Origin of the sequence: Ignicoccus islandicus DSM 13165 (assembly GCF_001481685.1) — an archaeon.
In the GTDB taxonomy this organism is placed as follows: domain Archaea; phylum Thermoproteota; class Thermoprotei_A; order Sulfolobales; family Ignicoccaceae; genus Ignicoccus; species Ignicoccus islandicus.
The window spans coordinates 71,222-88,113 of the sequence record NZ_CP006867.1 but is presented as its reverse complement, the minus strand read 5'-3'; the positions used below and the strand labels follow the sequence as shown (position 1 = coordinate 88,113).

At 45.1% G+C, this 16,892-nt stretch carries 18 protein-coding genes; 8 read left to right on the top strand and 10 right to left on the bottom strand.

What is annotated here, in order from left to right; genetic code table 11:
* The first annotated feature begins 6 nt into the window (after positions 1 to 6).
* From EYM_RS00540 to EYM_RS00530, 3 genes are all read left to right on the top strand, one after another.
* Positions 7 to 282, top strand: a complete 276-nt coding sequence (locus tag EYM_RS00540) for a 50S ribosomal protein L34e (RefSeq protein ID WP_075049187.1) — start codon at positions 7 to 9, stop codon at positions 280 to 282.
* 132 nt (positions 283 to 414) lie between these two features.
* Positions 415 to 906: a hypothetical protein gene (locus EYM_RS00535; RefSeq protein ID WP_075049186.1), complete on the top strand. Its 492-nt coding sequence runs from the start codon at positions 415 to 417 to the stop codon at positions 904 to 906.
* Positions 907 to 944: 38 nt separating this feature from the next.
* Positions 945 to 1,232 carry a hypothetical protein gene (locus tag EYM_RS00530; protein ID WP_083494961.1) on the top strand — a complete coding sequence of 96 codons (288 nt, stop codon included), beginning with the start codon at positions 945 to 947 and terminating at the stop codon, positions 1,230 to 1,232.
* A gap of 3 nt (positions 1,233 to 1,235) precedes the next feature.
* On the opposite strand, the gene EYM_RS00525 is transcribed toward EYM_RS00530, so the two are convergent.
* Positions 1,236 to 2,438, bottom strand: a complete 1,203-nt coding sequence (locus tag EYM_RS00525; protein ID WP_075049185.1) for a molybdopterin molybdotransferase MoeA — start codon at positions 2,436 to 2,438, stop codon at positions 1,236 to 1,238.
* 155 nt (positions 2,439 to 2,593) lie between these two features.
* On the opposite strand from EYM_RS00525, the gene EYM_RS00520 reads away from it, so the two are divergent.
* On the top strand, positions 2,594 to 4,048 hold the full coding sequence (locus EYM_RS00520) for an RtcB family protein (protein WP_075049184.1): 1,455 nt from the start codon (positions 2,594 to 2,596) through the stop codon (positions 4,046 to 4,048).
* Here the strand turns inward: EYM_RS00520 and EYM_RS00515 are convergent.
* On the bottom strand, positions 4,045 to 4,869 hold the full coding sequence (locus EYM_RS00515; protein WP_075049183.1) for a hypothetical protein: 825 nt from the start codon (positions 4,867 to 4,869) through the stop codon (positions 4,045 to 4,047). The genes EYM_RS00520 and EYM_RS00515 overlap by 4 nt on opposite strands.
* Before the next feature lie 79 nt (positions 4,870 to 4,948).
* Between EYM_RS00515 and EYM_RS00510 the strand changes: the two genes are divergently transcribed.
* Positions 4,949 to 5,602, top strand: a complete 654-nt coding sequence (locus EYM_RS00510; RefSeq protein WP_157058692.1) for a dolichol kinase — start codon at positions 4,949 to 4,951, stop codon at positions 5,600 to 5,602.
* Position 5,603: 1 nt separating this feature from the next.
* On the opposite strand, the gene EYM_RS00505 is transcribed toward EYM_RS00510, so the two are convergent.
* The 3 genes from EYM_RS00505 to sucC are packed head-to-tail and all read right to left on the bottom strand — an operon-like array spanning position 5,604 to position 8,916.
* Positions 5,604 to 6,839: a hydroxyacid-oxoacid transhydrogenase gene (locus EYM_RS00505; RefSeq protein WP_075049181.1), complete on the bottom strand. Its 1,236-nt coding sequence runs from the start codon at positions 6,837 to 6,839 to the stop codon at positions 5,604 to 5,606.
* A gap of 50 nt (positions 6,840 to 6,889) precedes the next feature.
* Positions 6,890 to 7,768, bottom strand: a complete 879-nt coding sequence (sucD, locus tag EYM_RS00500; RefSeq protein WP_075049180.1) for a succinate--CoA ligase subunit alpha — start codon at positions 7,766 to 7,768, stop codon at positions 6,890 to 6,892.
* Between the two features lie 14 nt (positions 7,769 to 7,782).
* Entirely contained in the window at positions 7,783 to 8,916 is a 1,134-nt protein-coding gene (gene sucC, locus EYM_RS00495) for an ADP-forming succinate--CoA ligase subunit beta (RefSeq protein ID WP_075049179.1), read from the bottom strand.
* 109 nt (positions 8,917 to 9,025) lie between these two features.
* Here sucC and EYM_RS00490 point away from each other — a divergent pair, with 109 nt between their 5' ends.
* Positions 9,026 to 9,820, top strand: coding sequence for a class I SAM-dependent methyltransferase (locus tag EYM_RS00490; protein ID WP_075049178.1), 795 nt, complete (start codon positions 9,026 to 9,028; stop codon positions 9,818 to 9,820).
* On the opposite strand, the gene EYM_RS00485 is transcribed toward EYM_RS00490, so the two are convergent.
* Together EYM_RS00485 and EYM_RS00480 are read right to left on the bottom strand one after the other, a co-directional pair.
* Positions 9,821 to 10,990, bottom strand: coding sequence for a potassium channel family protein (locus tag EYM_RS00485; RefSeq protein WP_075049177.1), 1,170 nt, complete (start codon positions 10,988 to 10,990; stop codon positions 9,821 to 9,823).
* 80 nt (positions 10,991 to 11,070) lie between these two features.
* On the bottom strand, positions 11,071 to 11,889 hold the full coding sequence (locus EYM_RS00480; protein WP_075049176.1) for a CBS domain-containing protein: 819 nt from the start codon (positions 11,887 to 11,889) through the stop codon (positions 11,071 to 11,073).
* Between the two features lie 66 nt (positions 11,890 to 11,955).
* Here EYM_RS00480 and EYM_RS00475 point away from each other — a divergent pair, with 66 nt between their 5' ends.
* Positions 11,956 to 12,492 (top strand): hypothetical protein, encoded by a 537-nt coding sequence (locus EYM_RS00475; protein WP_075049175.1) that lies wholly within the window; start codon positions 11,956 to 11,958, stop codon positions 12,490 to 12,492.
* Positions 12,493 to 12,689: 197 nt separating this feature from the next.
* Here the strand turns inward: EYM_RS00475 and EYM_RS00470 are convergent, their stop codons facing one another.
* Genes EYM_RS00470 through EYM_RS00460 form a run of 3 tightly spaced genes read right to left on the bottom strand, consistent with a single transcriptional unit; the run spans position 12,690 to position 15,259 of the window.
* A complete protein-coding gene (locus EYM_RS00470; RefSeq protein WP_075049174.1) occupies positions 12,690 to 12,935 on the bottom strand; it encodes a hypothetical protein in 246 nt (81 codons plus the stop codon).
* A 19-nt stretch (positions 12,936 to 12,954) separates the two neighbouring features.
* Positions 12,955 to 14,118: a DNA double-strand break repair nuclease NurA gene (locus EYM_RS00465; protein ID WP_075049173.1), complete on the bottom strand. Its 1,164-nt coding sequence runs from the start codon at positions 14,116 to 14,118 to the stop codon at positions 12,955 to 12,957.
* Between the two features lie 34 nt (positions 14,119 to 14,152).
* Entirely contained in the window at positions 14,153 to 15,259 is a 1,107-nt protein-coding gene (locus EYM_RS00460; protein WP_075049172.1) for a glycosyltransferase, read from the bottom strand.
* 107 nt (positions 15,260 to 15,366) lie between these two features.
* Here EYM_RS00460 and EYM_RS00455 point away from each other — a divergent pair, with 107 nt between their 5' ends.
* Positions 15,367 to 16,890, top strand: coding sequence for a 4-hydroxyphenylacetate 3-hydroxylase family protein (locus EYM_RS00455; RefSeq protein WP_075049171.1), 1,524 nt, complete (start codon positions 15,367 to 15,369; stop codon positions 16,888 to 16,890).
* Positions 16,891 to 16,892 lie beyond the last annotated feature (2 nt).

The following is a 16,892-nucleotide window of genomic DNA, read 5'->3' as shown; positions in this document are numbered from 1 at the left end:
TCAGGAATGGTCAGACCCGCGTACAGGTCTAGAAGTAGAAGGAGAGTGTACAAGAGGACGCCGGGAGGAAGAACTGTAGTTCATTTCGAAAAAAGGAAGCCTTCGCAAGCTAAGTGCGCCATCTGCGGTAAGCCGCTAAACGGCGTTCCGAGGGCGAGACCTGTAGAATTAAGAGGAATGGCGAAGACCGAAAAGAGACCTGAAAGACCGTACGGCGGTTACATTTGCGCTAATTGTCTAAAGAAGCTCTATAAGTTCACAGTATCTCAGATTCAACTTTAAGATCATTTATAAATTTTCTTTTAGATTCTATCAACTAATATAATTAGTTCATATTCGATTATTAAATAGGTGTTTAAAGTACCCCTCCTCATCTTTAAACTATTATGACGTCGCTACTTACGGGGAAGTGTAATGGAAGAAGCGTATGCAATAAAGTTAGATGAAAACGGCATACTAAGGATAGAAGGTAGCGAGGAGGACTACCTAATATTACCCGCGTCTACCATTACCAAAATAGGAAATAGATTATATCAAATAGTTGGTACAGCCGCAAACGTCCATTTAATGGAAATCGGTAGAAGCATAGGCCGCACGTTAGCTGAAATAGTAAGCCATCAGATGAAGAGCAACGAAGAAGGCGACATAATAGAAGCTATTGACGAGTACTTAACAAGGAGCGGATTCGGAATAACTAAGCTAGAGAGACACGGCGATCACTTTGACGTTATAATAGAAAGGCCGCCTTCGTTAAGGTATAAAGGAGAAGGACTTAAGAAATGCAGGTTCGAAGCTGGAATAATAAAAGGCATCTTGGAAACTCTAACTAACAAAAAGTGGCAAGTACAGATTGATGATTCAGTGAACGACGAAAAGTGCTTAATACATGTACGCGAAATGCAATGATTTATACCCTAGTCCACAGATGAGATGCGGGATTAGACGTGGCTGAAGAGGGGGGAATTACCCTAGTAGTTAGGATCGGCGAAGGGGAGAACGCAAAGGAAATAGAACTAACTGAAGAGGTCCTAAGAAAAATAAGAGTATACTTACATACTGAAATGAGCCTGGAGCAACTGGCGAACGAGCTAGGCCTAGAAAGCTGGGAAGAGGCATATGAGTTCGTAAAGAAGATGCCCGCGTGGTTGGGAAGGGTTCCGCCAACTCTACTTAGGTATAAGCTCAGAATGTTAGAAGAGAAAGTAAAGAAAGGCGAAATAACCTTAAAGTAATTTTTATTTACATGGAACTATATCTCCTATTAGTTCTACCTCTATTTCATCGCCAGCGTCGTACCCCGTTTCGCCTCTCACACCAGCTACCACTATGCCGTTAGATTTAATCAAAGAGGAAAGTATGCCCGAGCCCGTAAGCCTGAGAGGTTCGACCCAGAGCTCACCTTCCCTCGAACACACGACGACCCTATAGAGGTGAAGCATGTTAGGGGTAACGGGCAGTCTCCTCTTTAGCTTGGCTCTTACCTTAGGTCTGGGAGGTTCCTTTAATTCGTGCGCTTTCTTGATGATTGGCCATACTACGACCTCTAGTTGAGAGAGCGCTGCCACGGGATATCCTGAAAGAGACACCATCAGTTTACCGTCCCTAACGCCTATGCCCAGAGGTCTTCCGGGTGTGAGAGCGACTCCATGTATCCATTTATCCGCAAGTTTTTCCATGACCTTTACCGATATGTCTCTCTTGCCTACGCTGGAGCCTCCAGTGGTTATTACTATGTCGTACTTATCTAAGGCTACTTCAACGAAATTTTTAATGGCTTCCTCATCGTCTCTTAATATTCCATGATAAGAGGGTACCGAACCAATTCTTTCTCGGAAGAAACTTGCAACTAGCCAAGCCGTACTGTTCCTAACGCCGTTACCCTCCCACGGTTCCACGATCTCGTCGCCCGTGGCAGCAACAGCTATCTTAGGATCGATCACATCAACCTCTATTATTCCTTGAGACGCCAAGGCCGCTACGTGCCATGGTCTAATTAGAACGCCTTTGTCAATTATAGTTTCGCCCTTCCTTAGATCCTCGCCAATTTTAGCTACTGCATTACCCGGAGGGTATTGTTTGAATACTAGCACTTTGTTACCGACGACCTTCACGGCCTCAATAGGAATTACCGTATCAGTACCCTGAGGTAAAGGATCCCCCGTATTGACGTAGACAGCTACTCCTGGTTTCCATTCCTTTCCTATTTCTAACTCTATGGGTGAATATTCTGAAGCACCGAAAACGTCCTCGGAGTTGACGGCGAACCCATCTAGGACGGACTTCGGTACGGGAGGATTGTCTTCTACCGCAACGACTCTTTGAGCAGAGTACCTAGAGGTGGCTTCATTGAAGCGAACAGTTGTTACTGTTATAGAAGAAAAGTATGGGTAAATTTCGTTAATCACTTTCTCAACGGGATTGAGTTTCGTGAGACCCAAAGAAGGCTCCCAGCAATAAATTAGGAGAGGGCCTAAAACTAGAGTTAATCAACGAGTTAGAGAAATCCTAACCAGTAGTTAGATTCGTCCCCGAAGGAGGTAACGCCCAGTACTTGAAAACCCCCTATGTGCGTAGGGATCAATGGAAGACGAAAATGTCTTCGAACATACCCCTCAAGAAGGTAGGTAAATACGAGTGGCTCATCGAAAAAGGAGTTAAACCCTGCATGAAAGTCCCAGCAATAATCTTTGCGGACGAGTACTTGCTCGAAAAAATGAAGAGCGATAGGACTCTCGATCAAGCAGCTAACGTGGCGTGCTTGCCGGGCATTCAAAGGGCCTCCTTCGTAATGCCAGATGGTCACCAAGGTTACGGCTTCCCCATAGGCGGCGTCGCCGCTACTGCAGTTGACGAAAACGGAGTCATCTCCCCCGGCGGAGTAGGCTACGACATTAACTGCGGAGTGAGGGTATTAAGGACTAACTTAGATGAGAAAGACGTCAGACCTAAAATAAAGGAATTAGTATACGAACTCTTCAGGAACGTACCATCAGGTTTAGGCAGTACCGGTAAAGTGAGGTTATCGATAAGTGAGCTCGATCGAGTGTTGGAAGAAGGCGTATACTGGGCCGTGGAAAGAGGTTACGGATGGAGCGAAGATCCGGAACACATAGAGGAACACGGGAGAATGAAGACGGCTGACGCTAGTAAGGTGAGTCAAAGGGCCAAAATGAGGGGCGCGCCTCAGTTAGGAACTCTCGGTAGCGGCAACCACTTCCTCGAAGTTCAAGTAGTCGAGAAAATCTACGACGAGCACGCGGCTAAGGTAATGGGCATAACCCATGAAGGCCAAGTCCTAGTGATGGTCCACACTGGATCGAGAGGTCTGGGGCACCAAGTGGCGAGCGATTACCTAATAAAGATGGAGAGAGCTATGAAGAGATATGGCATCAACGTACCGGATAGGGAGTTGGCATCAGTTCCTTGGAATACTCCGGAAGCGCAAGATTACTTCAAAGCGATGAGTGCGGCTGCCAACTACGCGTGGACCAACAGGCAGTTGATTACCCACTGGGTAAGGGAGAGCTTCAAGAACGTCTTCAAAACCGATCCCGAGAACTTGGACATGCACATAATTTACGACGTAGCTCACAACATAGCTAAATTCGAAGAGCACGACGTGGATGGAAAGAGGAGGAAGCTAATAGTACACAGAAAGGGAGCCACTAGAGCCTTCCCTCCAGGTCATCCCGAGATACCTTCCGACTATCAAGGAATAGGTCAACCGGTACTAATACCCGGCTCTATGGGAACTGCCAGCTACATACTAGTAGGTCAGCCTACAGGTGCAAGAACGTGGTTCAGCACTTGTCACGGAGCCGGAAGGTGGCTCTCGAGAGCGGCTGCAATTAGGACCTACAGACCGAGCCAAGTAATCCAAGAGCTCAGTAGTAAAGGTGTAGTAGTAAAGGCCGCCCAAGCTAGGGTAGTGGCGGAAGAGGCTCCGGGAGCCTACAAAGACGTGGACAGAGTTGTAAAGGTAGTACATGAAGTTGGAATAAGCAAACTAGTAGTTAAGCTAAGGCCACTTGGCGTCGTGAAAGGCTAAGGCTGATTAGTTACCTTTTTGCCTACAGCTCGCCATTCTACGTCTTTAACCAATCCAATAATCAATTCGTTATTAGATAATTGCATTACAAGTAGGTTATTCCCATACCAAACGGCTTGGAGCACGTTAGTCAGATTGGACGCGTAAAGTTTGCCGTCCTTCCATAGGTACACCCTTCCTCCACCAGTTAGGAGGAATTCGCCGTTACTAGCGTTAATGAAGTAGGGCGGCGTTGGAGTTGGCAGCTGGCCTTGATAAGCTATCTCGTTACCTCTGAATATCATCACTCTACCACTCAAGGTGAGAACGCCTACGTACTCATTGCTTCTGGTTATTAGAGCTGGTGAGTCTATCTTAATGGAACCGTATGGCGTTCTCAAGTAGTATGTATCGTTACAAACCAGAGAGTAATAGTCTCCCGAGGCCGTATAGACGGCACAGCCCTTATATATGGTCTTCAGATTCTCGTCTAATGCTTCTCCATAGGTAATCACGTTTCTCATATCCCTATATATTTCGGAAACTGTGATTACGTCCTCACACCACGTTACTGGTTTATTCGAAATCACGTTGAAAGTAGAGTTCGAGAGGGACAGCAATCCTCCTGAAGTTCCGAGTATTATCGAATCGCGTAACTTGCCTACGCAAAACGGAAAGCACTCAAACGATCCGCACCTATCGAAATAATAATAATTGCGAGAAGTCTGATTAATCAAATCGTATTTAATTAATTGCGGTCCGGTTGCTATATAGAGGAAGTTATCTGAAACCAACATATTAGACGTAAGCAAGAACGGGAGCTTTAGAAGTACTATAAACATTGCAATCCCTTTCTAATTTTTTAGAATCTTCCCTTTTAATTATTTTCAAATATTACGTTCCATGGTGAATTAAGCTAAGTTGACGATGCTCGAGGAAGCAGTTATTACAATAATACTTATTTCATGGGTCGCAATAGTAATAAAATACTTGACGAGGAAAATATACTACAGCAAGCTTAGGGAAATATATGGAGAGGAGTTAGTTAGATATATAAATAGAAAAATCATACACATACTAGCAGGAGGGACAGTGCTTCTCTTTCCGCTAATTTACGATTCCTTCGTAATCCCAGTTACATTAAGTCTGGGAGTTACGATCGCGTTGTTAATTAGGCGTAAGAGTAACAACATTATGGAATGGTTCCAAAACGAGTCCGATGACTACGAGATACACTTCACGGCAATGACGACGCTTCTCTTATTCTTGGGTTACCTCCTAGGCAATCCTTGGTATGGAGTAGTACCGATAGCGTTCATGGCTCTGGGCGATGGCGTTACTGGAATAGTTCGAGGTATCGTGCTAAGGCGTAGAGAGAAGTCGTGGATAGGTAACCTAGCAATGTTGATAGTTAACATACCAATAGGCTCAATACTCGGAGTGCCTGGAATAGCAGCTGGAATAGTTGCCGCCATAATAGAGAAATTCGAGTTCTTTGGAGGTAAAATAGATGATAACGTAACAATACCTCTTATTTCCTTCCTTACAATACTTGCTGTAGATGCGTTAATGTGATTTAGTAGTTCCTCATAGCTCTCTTATACACCCATATGACTCCTTCAACGTCGACTGGTCTGGGGTTAGTTGCCAGCAACCTCTTCTGCTTTAAAGTCTCTTCAGCCATCTCTATAAGGTCCTCCTCAACTACTCCTACGGCCTCCAGGCCCGGAGTGAACTTTATGTCCTTCTGTAATTTCCTTATTTCATCGGCAGCCCACTTAGCGCAATCCTCTGGGGTCCTCTCTGGGCAGTTAGTGCCAGTAAGTAACTCACCCACTCTCTTAGCTTTCTGGTAATTCGCTGGCGCATTGTATTCCAGTACTGCGGGGAGAAGTATACCTACTGCTTCCCCATGGGATACCTTGAACCTGCCACCGAGCGGATACGAGGCCGCGTGGGCTAACCCAACTCCGCTATTACCGAACGATAGTCCGGCTAGATAGCTCGCTAACAACATTCCACTTCTAGCTTCTATATCGGTCTGACCCCAATAGACGGCCCTTCTCAAATACTTTCCTATAAGCTCTATTGCTTTCTCTGCTAGCGCCTCGGTAACTGGATAGGAACCGACGTAAACTGGTCTCTTAGATGGGTCATCGGGTTTCTCGCGAGCCCAATACGGTTTGGCAATGTAAGACTCGACAGCGTGCGTCAATGCGTCCATACCAGTATCAGCGGTTATCTTAGGAGGTACGCTCAAAGTTAATTCCGGATCCAAGAGGGCTAGAGTGGGTCTTAGGTAATCTGAGCTTATACCTACTTTAACGTTCTCAGCCTTGAGCGTAACTACTGCGACGCTCGTGACCTCGCTTCCAGTACCTGCAGTTGTAGGAACGGCTATCATGGGTTTGACTGGTCCGGGAACGGGCTTACCGTTACCATAGGGAGGCGCTACGTAGTCCCTTACGGTTCCGCCGTAAGTAGCTAAGAGATTAACTATCTTAGCAGTATCTAGTGCTGAACCACCCCCTACTGCCAAAATGCAATCGGCATCGGATTGGCTAAAGGCCTTAGCTCCCTCTTCCACGCTTTCCGCTGAGGGCTCCGGCTCAACGCCATCCCAGTAAGGTATATCGAACCCTAGTATCTCCCTTATCCTATCTAAGAGTCCCCTTTTTATCCATCCTTTGGTCGTTATCAAGAAGGGTTTCTTGCATCCAATCCTTTCTATCTCGAATTTAAGTTCGTTGAATGCTCCAACTCCGAACTTGCTTCTGGGCGATCTGAATTCCCAGATCGTGTCTCCGATCACTCCTCAATCACCCTCCGTAACTCGAATCAAAGGGTAAAAATGCTCCGACATTACCTCTTCAGAACTTCCTTAACTAAGTCGACAACTTGCGACGGTATATCTGCCACGGGAACGCCGGCTTCCCTTAGGGCTCTTACTTTACTTTCCGCTGTGCCGCTTCCCATACTTATTATCGCACCCGCGTGACCCATTCTCTTTCCAGGAGGTGCTGTTCTCCCGGCAATGTAAGCTACTATTGGCTTCTTTATTTCCCCTCTCTTTATCACTTGAGCCAGTCTCTCTTCAGCATCGCCTCCTATTTCTCCAATAACTACAATGAGGTCGGTATCTGGATCTTCATCGAACAGTCTTACGGCTTCCACTGTGTCTAGCCCTATTATCGGGTCTCCTCCTATTCCTATGGCCGTGCTTTGCCCTAATCCCGATTTGGTGAGTTGGTAAGCGATCTCGTACGTTAAGGTACCGGATCTAGACACTATCCCTATTCTGCCGGGCGCGAAGTACTGATGAGGCATTATACCCAGCTTACTCTTTCCGGGACTTATTATTCCGGGGCAGTTGGGTCCTATAACGGTTGATCCCTTTCTCCTTGCATATCTTATCGCCTTCAAGGCGTCGTGAACGGGTATTCCCTCCGTTATGACTACTATTAACTTCATTCCGGCATCAGCCGCCTCTATTATAGCATCGGCCGCTCCCCCTGCCGGCACGAATATTATAGAGGCATTGAGTTCGGGGAACCTCTCTTTAGCCTCTGCTACTGTATCGAATACTGGGACGCCGAGTACTTCTTGACCTCCCTTACCGGGCGTTACTCCAGCTAATATCTTAGTACCGTATTTCATCATTTGTTCTGCATGGAATTTACCGTATCTACCGGTGATCCCTTGGACTAGAACTCTCGCGTTTTCATCTAGTAACACTACCATGAACGCATCACCTCCTAAGCCGAGGACTTAGCTAGTTGAACTGCATACTTAGCGGCCTCATCCATGCTATCAAAAAGAGGTATTCCGGCTTCCTTCAATATCCTCCTTCCCTCTTCCTCCGCCGTTCCAACTATTCTAGCAACTATTGGCTTCTTCACTGGGCTCTCATTGAGAGCGTCCACGATACCTAACGCAACCTCGCTTGCTAGAGTTATGCCTCCGAAGATGTTGACGAATATTACCTTGACCTTGGGATTTTCTAATAGAACCTTGACTGCTTCCTTAACTCTATCCCTTCTTGCACCCCCACCTATATCTAAGAAGTTAGCTGGATTTCCTCCGTAATACTTTACGACGTCCATGGTGGCCATAGTTAAACCAGCACCGTTCCCAATTATGCCTATGTTTCCATCAAGCTCAACATAGAAGAAGCCTTTCCTGGCTGCAATCCTTTCCGCGCCCCTTAGCTCCCTCTCTCGCGAACTCTCTAGCTCCGGGTGCCTGATTAACGAATTATCGTCAATAATCATTCTGAAGTCCAATGCCTTAAGGCCATCGCTAGTTACGGCTAGGGGATTGCTCTCCACGAGCTCTGCATCGTAATCCATAAATATTTGGTACATTGCCTTGGCTATGTTTTCGAAACTTCGAAGTAGGTTCCCTGAGAGACCTATTTTCTTACCAACCATTCTAGCTTCATGAGATTTAAGACCTATTTCGGGCTCTATAGGGAGTTTAATTATTGCTTCGGGCTTCTCCTTAGCCAACTCTTCAATTTCCATTCCACCTTCAGCCGATGCCAACATGACTACTTGCCTATTGGATCTATCTAGTACAAAGGATAGGTAGAGTTCCCTTTCTATTTGAGCTGCTTTCTCTACAAGTATCGAATAAACCGGGAATCCCTTTATCTCCTTCTCGAAGAGTTCTTCGGCTATGTCCCTAGCCTCATCAGCATCTTTAGCTAGTTTAACTCCGCCCGCCTTGCCTCTTCCAGCTACTGGTACTTGGGCCTTCAATACAACTGGTAAACCGAGACGGTCTATTGCCTCATATACTTGATCAGGGCTTTCTATTAGAACCCCTTCCGGTACAGGGATCTTGTATTTCTTGGCTATCTCTTTGGCTTCGTATTCCAATAGGTTCAAGGGTTCTGCCCCGTTAACTACACAGTATAGTTTGGTTTAAACTTGTTTGTGCTGTATATACTTTATTACTTAATTACAGTCGCTCCGTGTAAGTAATGGGAAAGCCGTCTTGGAAGATTGGTCATTGGAAACGTGGGTTAGGTGGTTTAGCTACTCTTCTCTACTCGTTGAGCCTCCTTCCGTATGGCAAGATACTTCAATTCAATCTGCCTTAGTTCACAAGACGCTAAAGAAGTACGGAATAAGGAAGGGGTTAATTCTCGATGCTGGATGCGGAATAGGGAGAATGACTATTGCATTGGCCGAACTGGGATACGACGTAATAGGAGTAGATATTTCGCCCAATTTCGTTGAGAAGGCGAACGAGAGGATAATGAGGGCTGGCGTAGAAGATAAGGCCAAGTGTGTGGTAGGAGACTTAAGGAATTTACCCGAGGTAGTTGGGGGTCTAAGATTCGATGCGATCCTTTCGTGGTACTCGAGCTTCGGCTTCTATGGTGATGAAGTAGATAAATCTATTCTAAGAGGTTTCGCATGGATAGCTAAGAAGAGCTCGTTATTATTAATAGACATCGAAAATAGAGACAGCGTTCTGAAGGCTAGGAACTACCAAGAGAAATATACTTGGACCATAGAGCACGGAGATCACGTTATGATAGCTGAATCGAAGTACGATCCATGGACTGCTATGGATAGTACAGTTATTCACGTTTACAAGAGAGGATTGAGCGGTCTAGAGAGAGTAGTTGACTTACCCCTCAAATTCAGGCTATATTCCCTTCACGAACTAGCGAAGTTGTATAAAGACAGCGGTTGGGAACCCATGGAGGCGTACGGCGATTGGAACGGTTCGAGGTTCGCTTTGACGTCTCCAAGGTTAATTCTGGTTGGAAAGAGGTATTGACTACCTAATTTCTATTGGACAACGTATTTGCTCCAACCTTTCCCAGAAGTCTTCAGATGAGTCGTATATCTTCATAAGCACTTTCATGCCTTTTTCCAATTTCGTGTTCAAGTTAGGTATCGGTATCCAGCTGTTGGGAACGTATATAGCTAACACGTTACCTTCTAGGAGGTCTTCCAATTCAGCTAAGGTCATGTCGCAATCTTCCTTTACTAGAACTACTAGTATCTTCTCTTCCCCTTCCTCCTTTATTCTCTTAAGTACTGGATGAACGCCGTTATTGGATAACGTCAATTGAGCGACCCTGGTTGCCGCATCGCTTACTTTCTCCAAACTACGTATTAAAACGGTCGAGACGTACATCTCTTCTGAACACTTTATGTGGTTCATTACTTCCATTTCAATTTTCGTGGATTCTTCGTCTATGAAGGACTCTATTTCTAATACTTCCTCAGCAGCTATCTTATCTTGATACAATATTGAGTAAACGGCTAGGTCGAAGGATAGTTCAGCCAAGTTCTTTAAGAGAGCTATTCTTTGAGCTAGTTCCCTTGCCTTTTCATCGAAATCTGCTTGGGGAATTTCTATTTTTACGTTGAAGTCCTTGGCTACTTTCAGTATATCGTCCCGATCGCCCCTCAGAATTAAGGTATCGCCGACCTTTAGCCGTATTTCCGGCGATGGATTAATTATTAGAACGCCACTGCTTCGAAGCGCAATAACGTCAACAGCGCCGTACTTCTCAACGAACTCTTCAATGGTCATATCGCTATGCTTGGAATCTATAGATACCTTCAAGTATATCTCTTCTGTGATTTCCAGGGCGGCTTTGATGACATCGCCCGAAGTATAACCCCTCAAGACAGTGCTCGCTATATCCGAAGCTGCCTCTACAACCGTATCTATTGCCACACCCAACCTAAGAGCCGGTAACAGTTTCTTAGCGTCTTCGAGATCTCTGGCAGCCATCATCAACTGGATTGACAATAGATTGAACTCCTCGTCTACGTTTTCATCAATTTTCTCTATTTCTTGAGCTACGTCTTTATCGCCATATATTATAGAGTAGAAGGCCATGTCCATACTCAAGCTAGCTTCAGAATGCATATTCTTGAGAATATCTTTTATTGAAATAGGTCGATATTTCACTTCGAAGGGTTTATCCAACATGGAGCTGTGGTCCTCCCATTGGAAACTTAATTCGATATATATTAAATAAGCTTAATATTAATGGTTAGATAAGATTGCTTTTAACCGTGTAACTTTTCCATAAGATCTGCAGTTATCCTCAGTACATCTCTGTCGGTTAGTATTTCCTTTAACTTTAAGTCTTCGCCAACAATTAGAACGTAATCGTAATTACTGTTAGCTAATACGTTTAGTGCTTCGTTGAGGGTTGCGTCCTCTCGGACGAATACTGGTTGCTTCATTATTGTATCTACTGCGTCTTCGAATATCCTTATTCCCTTCTTGTAACGATCGTTCTCTAGGGCATATCCTATAACGTCCAGAGCTGTTACCATACCTTTAACCGCACCGGAGCTATCAACAACTGGGACGTGCCTAATCTTCATTTCATTCATAAGAGATATTACGTCGAGTATTGGCGTACCCAACTCAACCGTCTTCGGGTTCTCTAATCCAACTTCCTTTACGCTCTTGTCCCATTCTATTTCAGGAGCGATTTGCGTTACTACGTCCCTTTCAGTGAATATGCCTATCACCTCGCCCTCCTCATTAACTATTGGTAAGGCACCTACGTCAGCTTCCTTCATTACCTTCAATGCTAGCCAGAGGGGCTCATCGGGCTTAGAAGCTATTACCTTTCCGCTTCCGAGCTTACCGACTTCCGACTTAAGTAAATCGGGCATGTTTAACGCGTTTAACTTATCAATTACGTCTTTCACTGATAGCATACCTATAAGTTTCTTATTTGAAACTATTGGGACGTGTCTAATCTTGTTCTCTACCATTACCTTCGCCGCATTTAAGAGGGGTTCTGAATATTCAACTACCTTTAACCATCCGATTCGCGCGTAATTCTTCACCGAAACTTCAGGATCTATCAAGGCTCTCACTATGAAGAGGTTACATAGAAGTATTTTAGTTTAGAAGGGGCAATTTGGAAACCTTAAATGGCGAAGAAGATGGAGCTACGGAAGCGAATATATCGAGTTAGGGAATTGGATGTTAATGGAGTCAAAATAAGCGTACTCACGCTGGAAAAATCTATCGAATTCAAGGACATGAAGTCCTTCCAAAAAGACTTAATCGAAACCATGGAAAAAATGGACGTTATGAATGATATATTAGTAGAATACATCAAGGGTTCCAGTGAGGGGAGAGTCGAGAAAACGGTATTAGGAAAGGTTAAGGGCTCATACGCGTTAGCTAAGTGGCCCACGAAATTACTTAGAGTGGCAGTCAGTAGCGAAAATTTGACCGAAGCGAACGTAAACGAAATGAATTGGAAGGAGGCACCGAAAGACACCTACGTTTACGAGGGCGACGTGAAGGGTAATTTCAAAACGCTCTTGCTTCACACTGAAGACGGGACCTACATCCTATTTAAAGAGACAGTTCAAGAGAAGGGGAAGAAGGGCCAATCCGGCAGCGAAAGTAGTAACGAAGAAGAAGGCGAGGAAGGGGTCGGAAAAGGGAGCAACGCCTAGCGAAACGGCAGTGAAGTAGAAACCGCCGTACGTTAGGACCAACAAAGCCCAAGCATCGTACGCAAACGCACAGAAACCCCTCGTTGGTTCATTGAGGGCCACGTTTGCACTAAGAAGTGTAATTGATTGGTACCAGAACCCTAAGGTGAAGAGAGCAGCTATGAGCTTCAAAAACCATTCGGGTACGTAATATATCATTAGATCACCGGACTAATGATCCTGGTAACAATGTAAAGGAATAAGGCTAGTATGAACATCGATATTATTACGTACATTATCGTTGCCGGTACTATATATTCTGGAGTATAAGTTGCAATGGTGTTTTGTATTAAGTTCTGTAGAGGCGTTAGGATTCCGGTAGTCGCCAAGTTTTGAAAGGGGGTCACTACGTCCCCTGGATTGGCCACTATTATATAGTCTTGGAAATTAGCGTTCAATACCAATTCGCTCTATCCCCACTTCTCACTTAGATCTCGAAAGGGATATCAATTCTTCCCTCAAACCATCTATGCCTATGTTCATTGAAGTGGACAAGAGGTTAACGTAGCTTAACAATTGGGAGGAGCTGAGGGTACTCAGCATGTGAGCTACCTCTAGGAGCGGTGGGTACTCCAGTTCGTTCCCTAAGATCCTAAGGGCTAAGTTCGGGACGATTTCCCTTTCGCGAATCGAAGTTAGCGCGCATATAGATATCTCGCTGAGTTCCTCAATAGTTAAGAAAACCTTTCCCTTTTTCAGCCACCAGATACGGGGTACTCTGAGATTACATACGTTGAAACGATCGAATCGCGGGCTCTCCCCCACACTTAGTTCGTAATATTCGGCCGCCATCTTAGAAACTTCGTTCCATTTCGAAGGCGATGCGAATTTCCTCAATTGCTTCGGTAAAGGTAACTCTAACGCTGAAGAGAGGCCTTCGCCCTCTAGTAAATCAGCGTCCGTTACGGCAGAGTTAAGTAAGAGTAGTACGTACTCCCTAATCGATTTCCTTTTGGCCTCAGTTAACAAGTCCTTCTTATTGAGTAAAGGCTCCTTCATCAGCAAGAAGTATTTCTCATCGCCCGTTTCTTCGTACATCTTCCTTAATATGTAGTAGTTCTTGAAGAACTTGAAGGATGGGTTCTTAGCTATGAAAACGATCTTTTTACGCAATAAAAGTTCATTCAGTAGGTTCAAGGCAGATATCGTGGGTTGAAAAGATACTATTTCCGAGAGCTTAGCTCTCATAAGTGCTATTCTGAGAATACGAGTCATCCATTTAGTGACCATTGTGTAGTACGATCCATCCATCACTACCGCGTTTCCCGGAGCGCTAAGCGCTACTTTCAATTCAACCTCGCTCCTCATCGCTTCGAGTAGGGGCTTACTATGCCAATAGGTTACTTCAGCTCTAAGATCTCTTATTATATCCTCTCTCGAGGTCGCCACGGCTCTTGCTACATAGAAAGTTCTTCCTCCATCCAGTTTAGCCAGCCCACCTCCTCCATCAACAGCATAGAAGTTTTCAATTTCATTTACTGTTACTTCGGGTTCCTTTAAGCCTATCTTTGGGACTTTCAGTTCAGGCTTCTCCTTAACCTGTAACCTCTTAAATAAGATATCGAGGAATATATCGCCTTCGCTCAAATTCGCGTGCCTCCGAAGGGTTCGTTAAGGGCCCCTATCCGAGACGCTCCCTTAAGGTCCTTAATAATTTATCCAACTTCCTCCTAGACGCTTCATTAATTCCAACGATCGACGTTAATTCCCCTATAATAGACGAAACGAGGTTATCGTCAATTAAGACGGGCCATTGGGGGAATCCTTTGGGCGATAGCTCGGGACATTCTATCAATGAAGCCATTCTGCCACGAGCCCAATCCAAATGCCTCCCATTCATCTCCAAAAAGTAAGCGGAAAGGGACTTCGCTATTGTCCATAACATACCCATGCAATTCCATATCCTAAAAGCTCCCTCGGAATACCTTATGGCCGCACAAGAATGGTAATACGAGCTCCAGTACGCGAACAAGTTAGAATATCTTGAGAGCGTTGCACTCCTTTTGTGATAACCAACGATCACGGGAACAAAGAGCAGGGCGTAACCCCCCTTCCATATCTTTGCACCGAGAACGTAGTCGTCGCCGTACATGAAACTCAACGGATCAAAGAATCCTACCTCGTCTAAGACTCTAGCCTTGAAGATTGATACGGCTCCATCGAGGAAGGGGGTGACTTGAGGATAGCGAACGAGCTTCTTCTCGTATTTCCAAGAAAGTAGGGGGCGCGAGGGAAAAGAAGTGTAATCCCATTCCATTGGACCGCTATCTATTCCGTCTTCGTTAATTAATATGCCTTGAACGCCACCAATTCCATCAAATTCTCGTAAGATAGATATTAGTATCTTGATTGGTTCGCTAAGTATTATTGCATCGTTATTGACCAGGAGAACGTACTCATAGGGACCGTACTCGTCTCTCAAGGCGTAGTAGGCTACGTTATTAGCTCTAGAGAAGCCTAGGTTCCTTCCGATCCTAATTAGGTGAACCGTTTTACTGTTCCGATACTTTTGGCTGAAATCCCGTAGTATTTTGAGTGTATTGTCGCTCGAACCGTTATCAACTAACGCTACTTCGTGACAACTTACATCTAAGTCCAAAATGGATTTAAGTCCGGCTAATATAGTAGGTAAATGCTTGCTGTTTTCTATATTATAGTATATCGTCAAGCTTAACGTTTTCTCATTGCATGAAGTTGCTTCCCCTAACATTTCGTATCTGGCTCTCAATTTTCGCCGTCCATTACATTACTCCATATAGCTCCTATTACAATGCGCTCGGAAAATGTATAGATAAGTATATAGTACCTTTACCAGTTGAATAGGCTGGTGTAACTGTGGGACTAAGAAGACCCGAAGAGTACATAAAAGCGCTAAGTGAAAGGTCGAGGAGAGCGAAGATCTACGTGTTAGGCGAAGAGGTTGAGGACGTAACCAAACACCCCTTCACTCTTCCAGCAGTTAAGGCGTTCGAATGGACATACAAGGCACCGTGGGACGACAGCTTCTACGATAAGGAACTGGACGTTCACCTAGCTAGGGCGTTCTCTCCATTCATTAACGAGGAAGTAAACAGGTTCAATCACATACATCAAAGCCCGAAGGACTTAGCTATTAAAGTAAAGTACTTCAGAAAGTTATCCCACAAAGCCGGTTCGTGCTTCCAGAGGTGCGTTGGTTGGGACGCAATCAATACCATAAGCATCATTACGTACGATATAGACGAATGGTACAAGAAACATGGCAAGAAACCAGATCACTTCGAGCACTTCGGTAGCTACTACGAGAGGTTCCTGAAATTCCTTAAGTACGTACAAAAGGAGGACATAGCCCTAGCCGGCGTAATGACGGACGCCAAGGGCGTTAGGAGCTTAAGACCTCATGAGCAACCAAATAAGGACGTCTACGTCCACGTAAAGGAAATCAGAGACGACGGAATTATAGTTAGAGGTGCCAAAGCAAACATAACTGGTGTAATAGCGAGCGAAGAAATGATAGTGATGCCAACGAGGGCCATGACTGAGAAGGACAAGGACTTCGCCGTAGCTTTCGCCGTACCGATAGATGCCGAAGGAGTGACCTTAGTCGTCGGTAGGTACACGAACGATACGAGGAGGTTCGAGAAGCCCGACGTTGATGCTCTACCCAACGTCTTCCCAGCCGAGGCAATTGTAATCTTTGATGACGTATTCGTACCTTGGGAGAGAGTGTTCATGTTAGGAGAGTATCAATTCGCTGCTGAGCTAGTTGAGATATTCTCGAGCTACCACAGGCAAGCTTACGGAGGATGCAAGCCCGGATTAGCGGACGTAATTATAGGTGCGTCTTACCACTTAGCGAAGCAGATGGGAATCGCCAATAAGTGCCATATCAGAGAAAAGCTAACTGAAATGATATTCCTTACTGAATCGATGCACGCCGGTGGTCTGGCAGCTGCATGGGAAGGTAAGAAGGCTGCCTCAGGAACTTACTACGTAGACCAAATGATGGCCAACGTAACGAAGCAGATGGTCACTAGGTTCCCATACGAGATAGCTAGACTCGCCCACGACATCGCCGGCGGCTTAATAGGTACCTTACCATCTTACAAGGACTTAATCAACGAAAAGATAGGGAAGTACTTACAAGAGTACCTGAAGTGTCTACCGGACTACCCCGCTGAGTGGAGACACAGGGTACTGAGGCTTCTAGAGAACTTAACGTTAAGCGTGGAGTTCCTTATTGAAAGCGTACACGGAGCTGGAAGCCCAGAGGCGCAAAGGATATGGATGAGGAGATTCTATCCGTTAGAAGAAATGGAAGACGTAGCTCTCAAACTAGCTGGTATAAACCCAGAAGAGAAGCCCGATAAGAAGAAGTAACT

Excerpts from the sequence above, each read along its gene's own strand:
- EYM_RS00515 (WP_075049183.1), bottom strand. The coding sequence starts at position 4,869 with ATGTTTATAGTACTTCTAAAGCTCCCGTTCTTGCTTACGTCTAATATG.
- EYM_RS00520 (WP_075049184.1), top strand. The coding sequence starts at position 2,594 with ATGTCTTCGAACATACCCCTCAAGAAGGTAGGTAAATACGAGTGGCTC.
- EYM_RS00475 (WP_075049175.1), top strand. The coding sequence starts at position 11,956 with ATGGCGAAGAAGATGGAGCTACGGAAGCGAATATATCGAGTTAGGGAA.
- EYM_RS00540 (WP_075049187.1), top strand. The coding sequence starts at position 7 with ATGGTCAGACCCGCGTACAGGTCTAGAAGTAGAAGGAGAGTGTACAAG.
- EYM_RS00485 (WP_075049177.1), bottom strand. The coding sequence starts at position 10,990 with ATGTTGGATAAACCCTTCGAAGTGAAATATCGACCTATTTCAATAAAA.
- sucD (WP_075049180.1), bottom strand. The coding sequence starts at position 7,768 with ATGGTAGTGTTACTAGATGAAAACGCGAGAGTTCTAGTCCAAGGGATC.
- EYM_RS00535 (WP_075049186.1), top strand. The coding sequence starts at position 415 with ATGGAAGAAGCGTATGCAATAAAGTTAGATGAAAACGGCATACTAAGG.